This window comes from Aquibium sp. ELW1220, assembly GCF_030398385.1.
GTDB lineage: Bacteria > Pseudomonadota > Alphaproteobacteria > Rhizobiales > Rhizobiaceae > Aquibium.
In genome coordinates this window covers 1-16,856 of sequence record NZ_JAOAOQ010000016.1, presented here as the reverse complement: position 1 = coordinate 16,856, position 16,856 = coordinate 1, and the positions used below count along the sequence as shown (strand labels likewise).

The 16,856-nt window shown below is 65.9% G+C and carries 12 protein-coding genes and 1 tRNA gene; 6 read left to right on the top strand and 7 right to left on the bottom strand.

Features of this window, described 5'->3' with window-relative positions:
* Nucleotides 1–8: 8 nt before the first annotated feature.
* Genes N1F91_RS15550 through sctV form a run of 4 tightly spaced genes read right to left on the bottom strand, consistent with a single transcriptional unit; the run spans nucleotide 9 to nucleotide 4,440 of the window.
* On the bottom strand, nucleotides 9–797 hold the full coding sequence (locus tag N1F91_RS15550; RefSeq protein ID WP_289993680.1) for a hypothetical protein: 789 nt from the start codon (nucleotides 795–797) through the stop codon (nucleotides 9–11).
* Nucleotides 794–1,285 (bottom strand): hypothetical protein, encoded by a 492-nt coding sequence (locus N1F91_RS15545; protein ID WP_289993679.1) that lies wholly within the window; start codon nucleotides 1,283–1,285, stop codon nucleotides 794–796. The genes N1F91_RS15550 and N1F91_RS15545 overlap by 4 nt, the downstream gene beginning before the upstream one ends.
* On the bottom strand, nucleotides 1,282–2,316 hold the full coding sequence (locus N1F91_RS15540) for a MotA/TolQ/ExbB proton channel family protein (RefSeq protein WP_289993678.1): 1,035 nt from the start codon (nucleotides 2,314–2,316) through the stop codon (nucleotides 1,282–1,284). Before N1F91_RS15540 ends, N1F91_RS15545 begins: the two co-directional genes overlap by 4 nt.
* A gap of 15 nt (nucleotides 2,317–2,331) precedes the next feature.
* On the bottom strand, nucleotides 2,332–4,440 hold the full coding sequence (gene sctV / locus N1F91_RS15535; RefSeq protein WP_289993677.1) for a type III secretion system export apparatus subunit SctV: 2,109 nt from the start codon (nucleotides 4,438–4,440) through the stop codon (nucleotides 2,332–2,334).
* 163 nt (nucleotides 4,441–4,603) lie between these two features.
* Here sctV and N1F91_RS15530 point away from each other — a divergent pair, with 163 nt between their 5' ends.
* On the top strand, nucleotides 4,604–4,969 hold the full coding sequence (locus N1F91_RS15530; RefSeq protein ID WP_289993676.1) for a hypothetical protein: 366 nt from the start codon (nucleotides 4,604–4,606) through the stop codon (nucleotides 4,967–4,969).
* Nucleotides 4,970–5,562: 593 nt separating this feature from the next.
* Here N1F91_RS15530 and N1F91_RS15525 read toward each other — a convergent pair.
* A complete protein-coding gene (locus N1F91_RS15525; RefSeq protein WP_289993674.1) occupies nucleotides 5,563–6,255 on the bottom strand; it encodes a response regulator transcription factor in 693 nt (230 codons plus the stop codon).
* 489 nt (nucleotides 6,256–6,744) lie between these two features.
* Between N1F91_RS15525 and N1F91_RS15520 the strand changes: the two genes are divergently transcribed.
* Nucleotides 6,745–8,382, top strand: coding sequence for a hypothetical protein (locus tag N1F91_RS15520; RefSeq protein WP_289993673.1), 1,638 nt, complete (start codon nucleotides 6,745–6,747; stop codon nucleotides 8,380–8,382).
* Nucleotides 8,383–8,406: 24 nt separating this feature from the next.
* On the opposite strand, the gene N1F91_RS15515 is transcribed toward N1F91_RS15520, so the two are convergent.
* A complete protein-coding gene (locus N1F91_RS15515; RefSeq protein ID WP_289993672.1) occupies nucleotides 8,407–9,705 on the bottom strand; it encodes a flavin-dependent oxidoreductase in 1,299 nt (432 codons plus the stop codon).
* A 469-nt stretch (nucleotides 9,706–10,174) separates the two neighbouring features.
* Between N1F91_RS15515 and N1F91_RS15510 the strand changes: the two genes are divergently transcribed.
* Nucleotides 10,175–10,248, top strand: a tRNA-Gln gene (locus N1F91_RS15510).
* 301 nt (nucleotides 10,249–10,549) lie between these two features.
* Here N1F91_RS15510 and N1F91_RS15505 read toward each other — a convergent pair.
* A complete protein-coding gene (locus N1F91_RS15505) occupies nucleotides 10,550–11,452 on the bottom strand; it encodes a hypothetical protein (RefSeq protein WP_289993671.1) in 903 nt (300 codons plus the stop codon).
* 164 nt (nucleotides 11,453–11,616) lie between these two features.
* On the opposite strand from N1F91_RS15505, the gene N1F91_RS15500 reads away from it, so the two are divergent.
* The 3 genes from N1F91_RS15500 to N1F91_RS15490 are packed head-to-tail and all read left to right on the top strand — an operon-like array spanning nucleotide 11,617 to nucleotide 16,755.
* Nucleotides 11,617–14,676, top strand: a complete 3,060-nt coding sequence (locus N1F91_RS15500) for a BPTD_3080 family restriction endonuclease (RefSeq protein WP_354670547.1) — start codon at nucleotides 11,617–11,619, stop codon at nucleotides 14,674–14,676.
* A complete protein-coding gene (locus N1F91_RS15495; RefSeq protein ID WP_289993669.1) occupies nucleotides 14,673–15,611 on the top strand; it encodes a hypothetical protein in 939 nt (312 codons plus the stop codon). The genes N1F91_RS15500 and N1F91_RS15495 overlap by 4 nt, the downstream gene beginning before the upstream one ends.
* Nucleotides 15,598–16,755 (top strand): DNA methyltransferase, encoded by a 1,158-nt coding sequence (locus N1F91_RS15490; RefSeq protein ID WP_289993668.1) that lies wholly within the window; start codon nucleotides 15,598–15,600, stop codon nucleotides 16,753–16,755. The genes N1F91_RS15495 and N1F91_RS15490 overlap by 14 nt, the downstream gene beginning before the upstream one ends.
* Nucleotides 16,756–16,856: the final 101 nt, after the last annotated feature.

Genomic DNA, 16,856 nt, shown 5'->3' with positions numbered 1-16,856 from the left:
GCGGCCGGCTATCGGGCGAGCGGTCGCAAGCGCCCGACGAGGATCACCGCGCAGACGCACAGCATGAGCAGCGTCAGACGCCAGGCGGCCTGGAGCGCGGTCCAGAGCAGTCCTTGAGTCCCGGCCGCCGCATCGCTGCGCGACGCCGGGCCGGTTGCCTGCCCGTCTGCGCCAAGGCCTCCGGAGATGATGCGCGCCAGCCGCTCGGGAAAAGTCGCGGGAGCGATCTCGCGGCCGAAGAGCGCGCGAAACGCTCCGGACCAGCCGCCTTCCGGATCCGCGGCACGCAGCGCGACCGGCACGTCGGTTTCGGTCACGGAGGTCGCGAATTCGTCGAGCGACCGTCGCAGTGCCGCGTGGCCCTCCTGCGAAAACACGAAGACGAGGACCTTGCCGGGCGCCGGCGCGAGCGACCCGCGCAGGGAGGAGGCGAAATCCGCGGCGTCGAGCGGCAGCCGGAATGTGTTCAGCGGCGAGGCTCCCGCCGGTTTCACGTCGACATGGTCGCGCCGCAGATCGATCGTGGCGACGCCCTCGCTGCGCACCGTCCGGAGCCTGAAGGCCTCGACCAGCCCGGCCGGGGCCAGGGCCTCGCCGGCACGGATCGGGAAGCCGACTTCGGCCGTCTGCGCCCGACGCGATTGCGCCGCAGCCGAGATCGTCAGCAGCAGCACCACCACGCAAAGCAGGTTGGCAGACACGTCGAGCATGATGGTGAAGAACGGCACCCCGGCCGGCCCGTGCGCCACGATCGCGCCACGGGGCCGCCCGGGCGCCTTCTTCGGCGGGGCGCTCACCGACCCTGGCAGACCAGCACGAGAGCCGGTCCCTGTCGTTCGACCCGGCGCATGCCGGCGCAGGTCCGGTCGATGCGGACGCGATCGACTGCGGCCATCCCGCCAGCCGCCAGCCGCGCGCTGGCATGGAAGGCGGCCTCGAGGCCATCGGGCTCGATGATCAGCAGCGGTGTTGCGGGTCCGAGCGCGGCCAAGTGAGGACTGGTGGCGATTTCGGAGACCGGGATCAGGATCCCTCGCGATGCGACGAGGAGCCCTTCGGCGCGGGCGATCAGGACGGGTCCCGCGTAACCTTTCTCCACGCTGCCTGCGGGCGGCGCGAGGATGTTCGGAGCGTCTGCGGGACCCTGCCGCGACAACGCGGCAGGGCCGAGCGTCAGGAGGACGACGAGAAGGATTCCGGTCGTGCCGAGAATGAGGTCCGCCATGGCGCCGGCGCCGTCCAGGCCGTCTTCCGTCCAGCGGCGATCCGGCGGCCGCGGGCTCATGGCCCGGCCTCCGGGGCGCTGGACGACGCATCCGCCTGAAGCATGTCCTCCGCGCGTTCGATCGAGGCGAGCACCAGTGTCGCGGCCACCGATCCCACCAGCCCGAGGAGCGTCGTCTCGAAGGCGGTCGCAATGCCGCGAAGGCTTTCGGCGAGACCGGCATCCTGTGCCGCCGGCTGATCGGTCAATGCGACCGGAAGACTGGCCAGGGCCTGCATGATGCCGAGCACGGTGCCGAGGAATCCGAGCACCGGCAGGAGACCGATCAGCGTCCGAAGCAGCCGGCGCTGCGCCGCCGCGCGAAGCGCTGCCGCGTCGCCGGTTGCATCCCCGGCGCCGGGCGAGCCGGATCGCAGGTGATCGAGCCAGGATTGGGCAAGGAGGATGCAGATCGCGCAGAACAGCATGAGGATGGCGACGTGGACCGGCGTCGAGATCAGCCATTCGAGCGAGGCCGGTCGCCGCAGGATTGTCGCCGCGAAGAAGAGCAGCGACAGGAGCGCGATCGTCGCAGCGAGGGCGTAGAGCGCCAGGGCGCCCGCCGACCGGACGAGGCTCCCGTCCAGGGGCGCGGCAGCCGTGCGCGCCGGACGTCGCAGCGATGCCATGACGGCCGAGCGGAGCGCGAGATCGTCGAGCGCACGTCCGGCGGACAGGCAGAGCGCGATGACCGGCCAGAAGGCGAGGCCGGCGAGGGAGGCGGAGAGTATCTGCGGCGTCATGCCGCCGGGATCGTCGCCTGGCACGAAGGAAAGCACGACCGCGGCGGTGGCGACCGAAGAGAAAAAAATGCCGGCGGAAGCGAGCGGCCGCAGGACCGGGGCAAACGACAGGCAAGCCGCCAGCAGCGGCGCGGCGGCGATGAGCACGCCTATCGCGAGGCGCGGCGTTCCGGCGAAGTCCGGTGCGACGAGAAGCAGGGCGAGCACCTGCGCGATCGCGGCGATGAGGGCAAAGAGCGCTGCGCGGAAGCCGAGGAGGCGCGCGGCCTCGCGGGTGGTCGGTTCGGTCGTCGCGCCCGCTGACGTCACGTCGCGCTCCAGCGGTCAGGTGATCCGGATGCGGTCGAGCGGCTGGATGCTGACGTCGGGCGCCAGTTCCTGGAAGGACAGGATCGCGAGTTCGGGGAAGTCCCGCTCGACGATCTTGCGCATGAAGCGGCGGATATCCATCGGCGCCAGCAGCACGGGCGTCAGCGCATGGCCGTTGAGGTCGCCGATGGAGGCCTTGAGCGCCTCCATCAGGCGGCGATGGAAGTCCGGCGACAGCGCGAGGTAGGACGCGGCCGAGGTCTGGCGCACGGCGCCGCGGACCTCGTCCTCCACTTCCTTGCCGAGCAGATAGGCGGGGATGACGTTCTGGCCGCCCGAATATTTGTAGGTGATGTAGCGCGAGAGCGCGCCGCGAACATGCTCGGACAGGAGGATCGGATCCTTCTCGCGCTGGCCCCATTCCACCAGCGCCTCGAGAATGGTGCGCATGTCGCGGATCGAGATGCCTTCGCCGACGAGGCGCTTGAGCACGTCGGTGATGGTGATGATGGGAAGCGCGCGCGTCGCCTCGCGGACGAGTTCGGCGAAGTTCTTCTCCATCTGGTTCATGAGGAACATCGCCTCCTGCACGCCGAGGAACTGCCCCGCATGGTCCTTGAGGACATGGGCCAGGTGGTAGGTCAGCATGCTGGGCAGCGTCATCCGCTGGATGCCCGACTGATCGACGAGGCCGAGGTGGCGGGTGTGGACCCACAGGCTCGGCGTGTTGGGGAGGAAGTCGTCGCCGCGCTCGTAGGGAATGTCGAACATCTTCAGGTTCGCCTCGCTCTCGCGCACGATAAAGTGCTCCGCCCGCGCCGCACCGGCGGCGACGGGGATCTCGTTGACCATGATGCGGTAGTGGCCGGCGGCGAGGTTCTCGTTGAGCCGCAGGTGGATGCCGGGGAAGGGGACGCCGAGATCGAAGTAGAGCGCGCGCCGGACCCGGGCGACCTCGCGGTCGAGCCGCTCGGGCTTGATCGCGGAACGGACCGAGGCGGCGATGTCGACCATCAGCGGCACCGTCAGCGCGAAGGTCACCGGCTCGACCGGGCGCGTGTCCTCCTCCTCGTCGGGGAAGCGCGGAGCCTGTCCGACCGGACCTGCCGCCGCCGACAGGGCCGGCATGCGGGTTCCCTCGCGCTCGCGGGTATCGGTCTTGCGGCGGCGGATGATCATGTAGCCGCCGCCGCCCACAAGCGCGGCGAGCAGCAGGAAGGTGACGGTCGGAAAGCCGGGGATCATCGCGAAGCCGACGCAGATGCCGCCCGCAATCAGCAGCGCCTTGGGCTCGTTGATGAGCTGGCCGGCGATGTCGGAGCCGAGGTTCTCGTTCTTCTCGGACGCGACGCGGGTGACGATGAAGCCCGCGGTGATGGAGATGAACAGCGCCGGGATCTGCGACACCAGCCCGTCGCCGATGGTCAGGATGGCGTAGAGGTTCAGCGCCTCGCCGATATCCATGCCGCGCTGGGTGGTGCCGATCAGGATGCCGCCGATGATGTTGACCGCGATGATGATCAGGCCGGCGATGGCGTCGCCCTTCACGAATTTCATGGCGCCGTCCATGGCGCCGTACAGTTGCGATTCCTTTTCCAGCTTGCCGCGGCGGCCCTTGGCCTCGTTCATGTCGATCTGGCCCGCGCGCATGTCGGAATCGATCGACATCTGCTTGCCGGGCATCGCGTCCAGAGAGAACCGCGCCGAGACTTCCGCGACGCGCTCCGCACCCTTCGTGATGACCATGAAGTTCACGATCGTCAGGATGAGGAAGATGACCGCGCCGACGACGAGATTGCCGGAAACCACGAACTTGCCGAAGGTCTCGACGATCTGGCCGGCATCGGCGTCGAGCAGGATCAGGCGCGTGGTGGTGATCGACAGCGCGAGCCGGAACAGCGTGGTCAGCAGCAGGATCGCCGGGAAGGCGGAGAAGGCCACCACGTCCGAGAGATAGATCGCCACCATCAGGAGGATCGCGGAGATGGTGAGATTGATGCCGATCAGGATGTCCACCAGGAAGGTGGGCAGCGGCAGGATCATCATGAAAACGATGCAGATCAGAAGGAAGGCGAGGATGACGTCGTTGCGTTGCGACACCACACGCAGGAATTTGGTGAGCACGATCCGAAGCCTCCCGCCGCCTGGCCGCGCGGCGCCCCTCCTTGTGCCCTCTGGCGCGGCGTGAAGGATGTATCCTTTGACACCATCGCGACCGGCCGGGGCGCTAGGCTCCGTTCCATCGCATCCTGCCGCTTCGGCGGCGCAACGAGGCTGGATCAGACTGGTGGCGGAACTGCTGTCGAGCGACGAGACGCGTCTTCTCGCGTCGATCGGAATGCTGGGTCTCTCGCGCGGCGCGCTGGAAGCCTCGGAAACCGTTTTTGCGGCGCTGGCACTGGCGCGGCCGGGTGCGGAGATCGGTCCGCTGGGGCAGGCGCTCGTGAAGATGGCGAAGGGCGACGCGCGCGCCGCAGCCGCCATCCTGAACGCCGCCGCGCCGAGCGACGCGATCTACTTCTTCCTGGCCGTCGCGCTGCGCGGCATGGGCGAGGAGGCGGAGGCGCGGGACATCCTCGAAAACCTCGCCGCGGTGGCGGCGGACCCGATCAGGGAAATGGCCCGCCAGATGATCGAGCAGGTCGACGCATAGGCAGCGCTTCGGAGACCGGCCTCGCCGTCTCCGCAATGCAGGATGGCCGCGCAGCGGAACCCGGGATCCAGAGGGCTGCCATCGCAGGGTCAGGCGCGAAACGTTGCGCCTTTCCGCCTCGGTCGCCACTCCGGGTTCCGCCGCGCGGCCCCGGAATGACGGTGCGCGGGGTGGCCACATCGAGACGATGGCCGAGGCCTCAAGGGCTGGAGGTCGCCCCCCCCCCACCTTCGTCATCCCGGAACGGCGTCCGAGCGCAGCGAAGGACGACGTGTCCGGGATCCATGCCTCGGCGTCGGTGGCAGGGAAACTCGGGGACAGTATACTTAATTCGGCAGCAATCGACGCCGTCTTCAGTCGTCCTCGATCCGAGTTAAGTGAACTGTCCCCGCATTTCCGGCGCCGGAGCCCCCGAACACCGCCGCCTTCGTCGTCGCCCCGCTTCTCGATATCGACCGAGGCATGGATCCCGGGTCTGCGCCTCCGCTTCGCTCCGGCTTCGCCCGGGATGACGAAGGTGAAGGGGCGCGGTCCGGCGAGCACTGTGCTGGCCCCGCACCGATGCCGGCCGCCGTCCCCGCGCCGCGCCGGTGTCAGCCGTCGAGGGACAGCGCCGACAGGCGCGCGATCAGTTCGTTGCTGTCGCGGCAGTTCAGCTTGCGCCTGATGTTGTCGCGGTGGACGGCAACCGTCTTCTTGCTGATGCCGATCGTCCGGCCGATCTCGGTGATCGAAACGCCCTTGCCGATCATGCCGGCAACCAGCCGTTCGCGGCGCGTCAGGTGGACGTCGCCGATCACGATCGCGTCCATGCCGGCGTTTGCCGCCGCGTCTTTTGCCGGCGATGCGGCTTGTGTGTCGCGGTTCCGGCGCCGGACCACGATCTCGCGGATCGTCGAGACGAGGGTGGCCAGGCTCGAATCCTTGCTGACGAACTCGTCGGCTCCCGCGGCGGCGACGACCGCGCGGTACTGCCTGTTCGGGAGCGAGGAATAGACCACGATGATGCTGTCGGGTGCGAGTTTCCGGATGCCGCGGATGGCATCGACGTTGACCGTGCCCCGATAGACGAGATCGAGGATGAAGACGTCGGCGATCCGGTCGAGGCTGTCGCCGGCGAGGCTGTCCGGATTGGGGCAGCTGCCGGCCAGGTGAAGGTCGGGATGGCCCCGGAGGAGAAGGCTGAGCCCCGCTTCGACGATCGGATGATCGTCGACCAGGAACAGCTTCGTGCGGTGTAGCGCGCTGCTGCCAAGTTCCAAGATCGCGGCATTGGAGTTCATCATCGCACGCCCCGGCTATCGGTCAGAGCTTAGTCAAATTCTCGCTTTAGAATCAAGCTTCAAGAGCTTGCAGCCACGGCGAATGGCGCAATCACTTCTGACCGCGGGTCGCTTTCGACATAGGCTTGATTAACGCGCAAGCAACAGCCCGCTTTTTGACCAGCCGGGCGCGGGCACCGGCGGCGTCCTATCGCGCTCGACCGGCCTGCGAGGGCGACGCATCGTCGGCGCGGCCTGCAGAAGGCCCATGCTCGCACACCGGACGGGGCCGCGACCGGTTCACTGGCCGGTGCGTTCCAGGCGATCCGCGGGGCCCGGCATGCGACGCGGCCCTCCGCGATCGGGCAGCAGGAACCGGGCCAGCCGCGCGTTCCTCGCACGAGTCCTGCGGGATTATTTTCGTCCGGAAGATTTATCTTTCCCACCAGTCGCGCGATACTTCCATCCCGAAGACGAAGATGGGCGTGTCCGGCGGTCGGGAGGATCATCCGCATGGCTTCGATCGTGGTTGCTCCGGGCGGCTATGGCGTCATCCCGTCCCGGATCGTGGCGGGCGACACGATCGGCTTCCGGTCCGGCACCTACGACGTGCCGCTGGTCATTGAGGGCGCCGCCGGAACGCAGCGACAGCCCGTCATCATCGGGCCGGGCGGCGGCAAGCGGCGCGGTCCGTCGATCTTCACCAGCGGCCTTGAGATGGACGCGGTCCGGCTGTGGGCGAATTCCCTGGCCGACCGGCGCCAGCGGGCCGGCTGTTATCCGAGCGTCGGGCAGGTCGGCGACTTCGCCATGCTGACGCTCCGCAACTGCCGCTACGTCGCCATTCACGGCCTGGACTTCGACGGCTGCTGGCCGACGGCGATCTATCTCGACAATTGCCAGCACGTCGTCATCCACGACGTCCGCTTCCGCGGCGGCACGATCGCGATCGGCGCCAACGGCATCGACACGCACGACGTCATCGTCCAGCACTGCGACTGGCAGCAGGACACCAGCGAAGGCCACGACATGTGGCACCGCATTCCCTGGGCGCGCATCCACGGCGCGAGCGACAACGAGAAGAACGCCGCCGTCGATCTCGCCTCCGACTGGCGCTGCTTTGACGGCGACTTCTTCCGCGCTTGGAACGTGTCGGGCAATTTGATCATCCGCAGGAACCGCGTCAGCGACGCCTTCAACGCCATCCATGTCTTCAACAGCCACGACACGCTGGCGCCCGGCGTGGCGCCCGACGGGCTCACCTTCAATGGCGGCAGGCAGGCCTCGGCCAACGTCCTGATCGAGGACAACGACTTCGTCCGCATCCGCGACAACGTCTTCGAACCCGAAAGCCATGCGTGGAACTGGGTGATCCGCCGCAACCGGCTGCGGGACTGCTTCCGCCCGTTCTCCTTCGAGCTCGATCGCGCCGGCTGGTTCTACGTCTACGAGAACACCGGCGCCTTCACCTCGCGTCCGTCGACCGACCTGTCGCCGGCCGACGCCAAGCGCTTCGAACCGCGCATGAACCCGACGCTGTTCAAGCTCGGCGGCGCGCAGCGCAACGAGGGGCCGATCCATGTCGTCAACAATTCCTGGTTCATGGGGGTCGGCAAGGGCGTCTTCGCCAGCGGTGCGCTGGGGCGGCTGATCCACGCCAACAATGTGGTCCAGTTCGGCCCGAAGGCCAAGGCCGGGATGTTCGGACCGGACGGCCCGGCATCGTCGCCGGCGTCCTCGAGCGACGCGGCGGCCGAGGCGACGCGCTTCACCCGGCGCTGGAGCGAACTCGGCATCCGCATGTTCGCCGACGTCAGCAACGACCCGTCCTTTCCCGACGGCTACGGGCGGGTGGGCTATCCGCTCGGTGGCGATACGGTCCATGCGACGTCGCTGTTCGTGGCTCCCGACGCTGCCGTGCCGAACTTCGCGGCGGCCTCGCCGGCGCTCATCGGCACCGCCGTCGAGGTGCCGATCGCCCTGCCGGACGGCCGCACGAAGCCGCTCGAAGGCGGTCGTCATCGCGGGGCGGTGCAGACGCGCGGCCAGCTGTCCTGTCTCGACTGCCTGCTCGGGTTCCTGCCGGACGATTCCTGGCTGCCGCCGCTTCCAGCACCGCGCGGCTTGGCGGGGCCGAACGGCGCGGCCTGAGCGCGGGCCTGGCGTCGGCGCCGCTCAGACGGCCGCCGTCTGCCTCACCCGCGCGCCGGGCGCGATGGTGGGCGGCGCGGCGTTCAGCTTCTCGATGGCGAAGCCGGCGGCCGCCTTGTAGCCGGCCATGAAGGCGGCGCGTTCCTCGGCCGGAATGACGTCGTCGATGTTGTCGAACGCGCCGCCGCAGCGCTCGTCGACGAGGTTGAGCAGGCCGAAGGGGCCGGCGCCGCGGTTGCGCAGGATGACGGAGGAGATCGGGCCGCAGAGTTTTTCGTCATAGGCGGCGAGCGCCTTTTCCGTCACGCCGTGCTCGACCATGCAGGCGCCGAGCACCCGGGCATCGACGATCGCCTGGCTCGCCCCGTTCGAGCCGGTCGGATACATGGCATGGGCGGCGTCGCCCATGAGCGCGACCGCGCCGTCGCGCCAGGTCGGCACGGGGTCGCGGTCGATCATCGGATATTCGAAGACGTCGGTCGCTCCCGACAGCATGGCGGGAACGTCGAGCCAGTCCCAGGTCCAGCCGTCGAAATGATGGACGAAATCTTCGAGCGCCACGCGCTTGTTCCAGTCGCCGCCCTGCCAGCCCTTCGATGCGTCCCAGGTCACCTCCGCGATCCAGTTGATCACCGAGAGGCCGGTTTCGGGGTCGGGATGCGAGATCGGGTAGAAGACGACGCGGTGCCGGTGGGTGCCGAGGCCGACGAAGGAGGCGCCGGAGCGGATCGGCGTGCCGAGGCTCGTGCCGCGCCACATCACCGCGCCGCCCCAGTGGATCGGCGGCTGGCCCGGATGCATCTGCGCGCGGACGGCGGAATGGATGCCGTCGGCACCGATCAGCAGGGCGCCCGTCTCCTCGCTCGTCGACCCGTTCGAATGCTGCACGACGGCCGTCACCCCGCCGCCGGCCGCGTTGCGGTAGCCGGTGACGCGGCTGTCGAGCCGCACCGCGTCGGCGCCGAGGCGTTCCAACACCTTCTCGAACAGCAGCATCTGCAGGCGGCCGCGATGCACGGCATATTGCGGCCAGGCATAGCCGGCCTCCAGGCCGCGCGGTTCGGAATAGACGTCGTTGCCGTTCAGCCCCACCAGCGCCCATTCGCGGGCCGGCAGTCCGACGCGGTCAAGCTCGGCCGTGCCGATGCCGAGGTCTTCGAGCTCGCGCACCGCGTTCGGCTGGATGTTGATGCCGACGCCGAGCGGCTTCAGCGCCTGCACGCTCTCGAAGACGATGCAGCGCACGCCGATCTGGTGCAGCGTCAGCGCGGTGGCAAGCCCGCCGATGCCGCCGCCGGCGACCAGGACGACTGGTTCGGACATTCCTTCCCCCCCATGATGTGCTGGCCGGGGCTTTAAGCAAGAAGTCGGCGCAACGCAACGGCGCGGCGGGGAGGGGAGGTGTCCTGGCGCGGGGCAGGGCGACGCGATGCCGGTGTGCGGGCCGGGCTTCAGGCAGGACATCCGCGATGCAATGGCGCGGGCCGGCCGCGCGCGCTTCGCCCTTGGCAGGGTGGCGCGATGCCGCGGAAAAGGTTCGCCGGAGAACCCCGCGCGCGGCCGGACGTCTTCGCAGCCAACCCGCTCCCGGAAGAGACCCGGCAGGACGAGCCGGCGGCGGCCGGTCGCGCCCGGCCGCCGCTCCGTCCGGATGACCCGCCGGGTGTTTCTTTTTCCACTGGCGGGCTTGATCGCGCCCGACAATGTGTTAAGTACCGCCCCATCAGCGCTGGCGCGGCGCCCGGATTACCGTCCGCACGCCCGCGCCGCACATGCGGCAGCGTCATCCTGATGGGGAATAGGTTAACGGTAGACCCACGGACTCTGACTCCGTTAGTCCTGGTTCGAATCCAGGTTCCCCAGCCATCTTCCTATACCGTTGAAAACAAACAGTTTTTCAGATCGTATTAGCAGCGTTCATTAGCACGCGAACTTAGCAGGCGTGCATTGCCGTCAGTGATGCCAGAGATGCGCCAAGGCGCCGGCTTGCGAAGATCAGAGCCCTGAGGTTTTGATGCAGATGGGCTGGTGTTCGGCATGGGAGCCAGTCCTTGTTGCTCGCTGCGGCCGCGAATCCGGTCGATCATGCGAGAGGTGCCCGCGAACTAGGCGTGTTCGAAACGCACGTTGCGCGGAGACCGTGTGACGCGGGAGTTCGTGGTCCTGGCTAGGAATAGGAGTAGCGGACCGGGTTCTGCGTGCCTGTTTCCAGGTCGGCCGGGAGCCGCTTGCCGATATAGAGGTCCCGGATCGCCTTGTCCGCGGGATGGCCATCAAAGCCGATCCGGCCGGGCAAGTCCTCCGTGATGTGAGCCGGAAAATCCGCAACAGTCGCGTCGATCCACCTCTCCGGCACGAATACCCCGACGACGACCCCTTCGGTAACGGGCATAACGAGTTCTGCCCGCTCAGCCCGGCTGCGGCTCATACGCCATACCCCACGGCAGCCTTCGTAGGGACCGCGGTCTGCCAGAAAGTTGCGACGGATCGTAAGGAACACGATCCGATGGTGAGGCTCGAGGCGCTGCGCTGCGTATTTCCTGATGATCGCGTCTGCATGCATGGCCCCCTTGTCGCTGTTGCCATAGCCGGACTGGACGTTAGTCAGGCCGGGAAAAGCGTCGATCAACGCGCCTTCCACGTGCAATGCCTCCTTCTCGGTCAGTCCGTGCCGTTGGATGACGTGAATGACCTGCAGGCCCTCCGAAAGGATTTCGTGGACCCGCTTCATCTTGATCGTCAGCTCATCTTCCTCGTCTGCGAGTTCAGACTGCTTCAGGTTCGCGTTCACATGGTGAAACACGCGGTTCCCGCGTCCTTTCCCCACATAGAAGGTTTCGCCGTTCCGGGGATCAATCAGCCGATACACATAGTAGCCGAGTTGCTCAGTGATTTCTGACGGGAATGCTTGCACGAGTCCTCGCAGGTCCTCACGGATAGTGCCCGCACTATCCAGGCCTACAGTGCAGGCGTCAACAATGAACATCGGCCAGTAGCCGTAGGCCATGCAGTCGCCGAGGCTGTGGGATTGGGCGTCGCCATCAAGCCCGCCGTAGAGGACGGGGAACATATCTTCCGGTGTCTGCCGGCTCGCAGCGACTGACTTGGATGCTGCGACTCTCGTCGCAAACGAGAGTTTCCTTGAATAGATGTGGCGTCCTTGATGTATTGAAGGTTGTGGTCGCGGTGATTCCCTGCTTCCATTCAGGGCATTCTGGCGAAGGGGGCGCCGCGATGAGCTTTTTTGACAAGCCGATCATAAACACGCCCTACGCGCCGCCGATCAGGCATTGGGAGCTTGATCTCGAAGGCCGTCCGACGGATCACATTGTCGAGCAGCGTCGCCGCTCGGCTCTCTGGACTGCGTTGCCTGGCGCATCCTCGACGGCTGCCAATTCTCAGGCCTCAATGATCTTCGACTCGGATCTCGGAACCGACGCGACGGCTTTCAATCCTTCACCCATGATCAACGAACTGCGGCAGGAGATCGAGACCTGGCGCAACCTGCCGAACCCGACGCAATGGAAAGTGACGCCGATTACGCAACGGCTTCTGCAACACTGGCGCGCAATCCAGAAGGACCCAGCCCAGACCATCCGTCCGTTCTTCTGTCAGCTGGAGGCGGTCGAGGCCGCGATCTGGCTGGCCGAGGTCGCGCCCGAGATGGGCCGGCGCGGACGACGCTTCCTCAACTGGATCTCCACCGCCAACAATTTCGCGCTGCAGGCAGATGGTGAGAAGCCGTCCGAGACACCGCCCGACCTGATGCGGATTGCCTTCAAGCTCGCCACCGGTGCCGGCAAGACCACGGTCATGGCGATGCTGATCGCTTGGCAGACGTTGAACGCCGTGCGCACCTCGAGCAGCCGCCGTTTCTCCAAGGGCTTTCTGATCGTTACGCCCGGCATCACGATCCGGGACCGGCTGCGCGTTCTGCTGCCCAACGACGAGCAGAGCTACTACCACAAGCTCAACCTCGTGCCGCAGGACCTGTTATCTGATCTCACCCAGGCTAACGTCGTCATCACCAACTACCATGCCTTCAAGCGCAAGGAGCAGTTCGACGCGGCGAGCGGGACCCGCCAAGCGCTTGAGGGTCACGGCGACAAGCTCCAGACGCTCGAGACCGAAGGGCAGATGGTCAAGCGCGTAATGGGCGATCTCATGGGCGCCAAGAACGTCGTCGTCATCAACGACGAGGCGCACCACTGCTACCGCGAGCGCCCGATGGCCGCGCAGGTGAAGCTGACCGGCGAGGATCGCAAGGAGGCCGAGGAGAACAACGAAGCCGCGCGGCTATGGATGTCCGGGCTGGAGATGCTGAACCGCCAGCAGGGCGTCCGCGTGATCTACGACCTGTCGGCAACGCCCTTCTTCCTCAGTGGCTCCAACTGGCCGGAAGGCACGCTCTTCCCCTGGGTCATGACCGACTTCTCGCTGATGGACGCCATTGAATGCGGGATCGTGAAGCTGCCACGCGTGCCGATCGCCGACAATCGCGCCGACGGCCAGAAGGTGATGTATCGCAATCTCTGGCCCTCCATTCGCCAATCGATGCCTGACAAGCGCAAGAAGGGCGATGGCAAGCCGGATCCTCACAAGCTGCCATTGCCGGTCAAGGTGGCGCTCGACGCCCTCTACGGCCATTACGAGAAGACGTTCAGGCTGTGGGAGAAGAGCGGCGTCGGCATCCCGCCCGTGTTCATCGTGGTGTGCAACAACACCACGAACTCCGAGATGGTGCGGGACTACATCGCAGGTTTCTCCTACACCGACGAAAACGACCAGGAGCGTGTTCGGCAGGGAGAGCTCGAGCTCTTTCGCAACTATGACGACCACGACCAGCGGCTCGACCGGCCGCGCACGATCCTGATCGACTCGGCCGCGCTCGAAAGCGGCGGCGAGATCGACAAGGCGTTCCGTGACGCACATGCGATCGAGATCGAGGCCTTCCGGCGCGAACGTCTTCAGCGCGACCCGGCGGCGGGCGAGATCGGCGAGGCGGAAATCCTGCGCGAGGTGATGAACACGGTCGGCCGCAAGGGTCGACTCGGCGAGCAGGTGCGCTGCGTCGTCTCGGTATCGATGCTCACCGAGGGCTGGGACGCCAACAATGTCACGCACATAATGGGCTTACGCGCCTTCGGCTCGCGGCTGATCTGCGAGCAAGTGATCGGCCGTGCCCTGCGGCGGCTCTCCTACGACGTGGATCCGGCCGACGGCATGTTCCGGACCGAGTATGCCGACATCATGGGCATCGATGGCCTGAACTTCTCCGACCAGGCGCGGCCGGCGCCGCCGCAGCCGCCGCGCGAGATCATTCACGTGCACGCCATGAGCCCGGAGCGCGATCACCTGGAAATCGTCTTCCCGCGCGTCGAGGGCTTCCGCACCGACTTCCCGAAGGAGCGGATCGACGTCGATCTCAGCCGCATGGAGCCCTACGTCCTGACGCCGGACAAGGTCGGCGCGACGGTGGTGCAGATGTCAGGGATCATCGGCGAGCGGCACCAGCTCGGGCTCGATCACCTCGACGACCGACGCTTGTCCACGATCGCCTTCGACATCGCCGTCTACTGGGTGTCCGAGAAGTTGCGCGACCCGAACGGCGCGCCGAAGACGCACCTGTTCCCACACGCCAAGCGCATCGTGCTGCAATGGCTGAACTCCGACAGGATGGTCTGCAAGGGCGACACGCGGCCGGCCCAGCTGCGCTATCGCCAGCTGGCCGACGAGGTTTGCGATCTCCTGATGGGCGCGCTGCTCGACCAGCCGGGCGGCCAGCCGATCGTGCGCGCGGTGCTTAGCCCCTTCGCGCCCGAGGGCTCGACGGCCCAGGTGAACTTCAACACCTCGGCCAAGAGCCGGCACTGGCCCGATCCGACGCGCAGCCATGTCAACTGGATCATCACCGACCAGGACTGGGAGAACAAGCTGGCCGAGCTGCTCGACCTCCATCCCGACGTCGAGGCCTACGCCAAGAACCACAACCTCCATTTCGAGGTGCCCTACACGAAGGAAGGCGAGCCGCACCGCTACCGGCCCGACTTCCTGGTGCGGCTGAGGGTTCCCGAGGGCGAGCCGCCGCTGACCCTGGTCATTGAGGTAAAGGGCTTCCGCGGACACGACGCCATGCTAAAGGCCGAGGCGATCCGCAACAAGTGGGTGCCGGCGGTCAACCGACTGGGCGCCTATGGGCGCTGGGCCTTCGAAGAGCTGCGCAGCGTCAACGACTTCCGTGTCGAACTCGATAGGGTGATAGCCGATCTTCGGGTAGAGAAGGCGCTCGCATGACCGAAGTCACTTTCGGCCGACTTACGGATCTGCTTCCCCGCGAGGCTTGGCGGCATGAGTCGCTGTCGTTCACGCCGTGGCTCGCTGCCAACATTGATCAACTATCGGACGCTGTCGGCATGACGCTGGAGCTTACCGGCACCGAGATGGCGGTCGAGACTTTCGCAGCCGATCTTTTGGCGCGCAACGCGGATGACGGCACGGTCGTGCTTGTCGAGAACCAGCTGGAGCGGACAGATCACACACATCTCGGCCAGATCATGACCTATCTTGCGGGCCTTGAGGCGCAGACAGTTGTCTGGATCGCGCCCGAGTTCCGCGAGCCGCACCTGTCCGCGATCCGGTGGTTGAACCAGCACACGGCGGACGGATTTTCATTCTTCGCCGTGCGCCTGCGGGTAGTGCGCATTGGCGACAGCCCCTATGCGCCGATCTTTGAAGTGGTGGAGAAGCCGAACGATTGGGAGCGCGAGGTCAAGCAGCGAGTCTCCCAAGAGGGAAACGCCTACTACGACATCAAGCAATCGTTCTGGCATCGTTTGCTCCAACGCTATCCAGAGCTTGCGCTCGCGGGCGTGAAGGACTGGCGCTATGCCAACAACTACATCACCCTGCGCGACGCGCCGATGGTCCAGCTCTCTATCTGGTTCGGCAAATCGAAGAGCGGTGTCTATGTTCGCTCCGGCTGGAACGAGCCGTCGGGACCTGTATCCGAACTCCTGTTGCCGCACCAAGATCTGGTCGAAGCCAGGCTCTCGACGCGGCTAGGTCCGTCAGGCCGCGACGACCACTTCTTGCCACGAACTTTCTCAAAAGGTCACGAGCACGAAGCCGACTGGCCGGCCATCATGGACTGGATCAATTCGACTGTGCGGGAATACCAGGCGGTGCTCGTCCCTGTGCTTAGAGGAGACACGTCCGATGTCGAACGATAACAAAACCCCCGTCGACATCATCACCCATGGCAACAAGCGGGCGAACATTCCGGCGGCCGAGCTGGAGCCGGTGCTGGCTGACGACGACAGGAAGCCGATCCGGACGGCCTTCGAGCGGCGCAATCGCGATCTCGATCCGCAGCTGGTCTGGCGCGGCAAGGATCCAGACCAGGCGGAACTGACGGTGGACGCGCCGCCGATCTACCTGCAGGAGCAGGTGCATCCCAAGGCGCTGATCGATGATCTGAGGAACGGCCGCGAGAAGGCCGACGACCTTTTTGGTCATTTCGGCCTGACCGAGGAGGATCGCGAGGCCGAGGTCGAGTTCTACCGCCACACGCGCAAATGGTCGAACCGGATGATCCTGGGCGACGCGCTACAGGTCATGTCGTCGCTGGCCGAACGCGAGGGGCTGAAGGGCCAGGTGCAGGCGATCTACATCGACCCGCCCTACGGCATCCGCTTCAATTCGAACTTCCAGTGGAGCACCACGTCTCGCGACGTGAAGGACGGCAAGCTCGACCATTTGACGCGCGAGCCCGAGCAGGTGAAAGCCTTTCGCGACACCTGGCGCGACGGCATCCACTCCTACCTGTCCTATCTGCGCGACAGGCTAGTCGTGGCGCGAGAGCTGCTGACTGAGAGCGGCAGCTGCTTCGTCCAGATCGGCGATGAGAATGTCCATCGCGTGCGGGCGCTGATGGATGAGGTGTTCGGAGAGAAGAACTTTGTAAGCCAAATTGCCTTTCGGAAAACAGGCACTACAAGCGCTTCGTTACTGGATGCCACTAGCGATTATATCGTCTGGTATTCGCGAAATGTAAAGAGCGTAAAATACCGCCCCCTCTATAAGAAAAAGAGGATTGGCGGTGAAGGTGCGACCGAATATTCAACGGTTCGCCTGGAGGACACAACAGAGCGTTCGGCTCACGAGGATGAGTTGTCGGGTGATCGCGCTTTGCCTGTTGGCGCAGACCTTTTTACACTTACTTCTGTGGTCTCAGATGGTGCGGCTAAGGATCCTCAACCACTTACTATATTCGGAAATATTTACTACCCTGCTAGCAATGAACATTGGAAGACTACTATTACTGGAATGTTTCGTCTGTTGAAGGCCGATCGCCTTAGCCCGTCTTATTCATGACGGCGTGTTCGCAAGGCTGGCGGATGTAGCATAAGCGGTTGATTTGGCGTAGGATTCGTTGCTTAGGCCAATCCTGCCGACAACATCGCGCGAGCCACACC